We start from the raw sequence: 552 nt of genomic DNA, 5'->3' as shown, positions 1-552 counted from the left end.
CGAACACGTGGGGCTGCTCGAACACGCGGTCCACGAACGCGAGCACGTCGGCGTGGCTGCGGAAGTTCTTCGCAAGCTCCACGTAGAGCGCGCCCACCTCGTCCGAGCGCATCGTGCGCTTGTGGGCCTCGTACACGTTCACGTCGGCCCCGCGGAAGCGGTAGATGGACTGCTGCGCGTCGCCCACGGTGCACAGGCGCGCAAGCCCCGGCCCGGCCAGGTGGGCCACCAGGTCGATCTGCAGCTGGCTCGTGTCCTGGAACTCGTCCACCATGACCAGCTTGAAGCGGTCAGCGTAGCGGCCGGCCACGTCCGGGTGCTCCTCGAAGGCCGCCAGCGTCCTCACCAGCAAATCGTCGTTGTCCAGCTTGCACAGGGCGCGCTTCTTGCCCTCGTAGCGGCCCGCCACGTCGCGCGCGAGCGCCATGAGCTCGGCCATGCGCGGCCAGGCCAGCCCCAGCGCCAGGCTGCGGCACACGTGCGCGTGGACCTCCTGGTACGCCGCCACCCGCTCCTTCACGTCGGGACCGCCGAACGTCTTCGGCAAAAACG

The 552-nt window shown here is 69.6% G+C and carries 1 protein-coding gene; it reads right to left on the bottom strand.

Translation table 11 applies throughout. From position 1 onward, the window contains the following. On the bottom strand, positions 1–552 hold a 552-nt coding region (locus tag GPA_RS10485), incomplete at both ends, for a UvrD-helicase domain-containing protein (RefSeq protein WP_156791164.1).

This window comes from Gordonibacter pamelaeae 7-10-1-b (genome assembly GCF_000210055.1).
GTDB classification, from domain to species: Bacteria; Actinomycetota; Coriobacteriia; order Coriobacteriales; family Eggerthellaceae; genus Gordonibacter; species Gordonibacter pamelaeae.
This window is presented reverse-complemented; position numbering and strand designations above follow the sequence as displayed.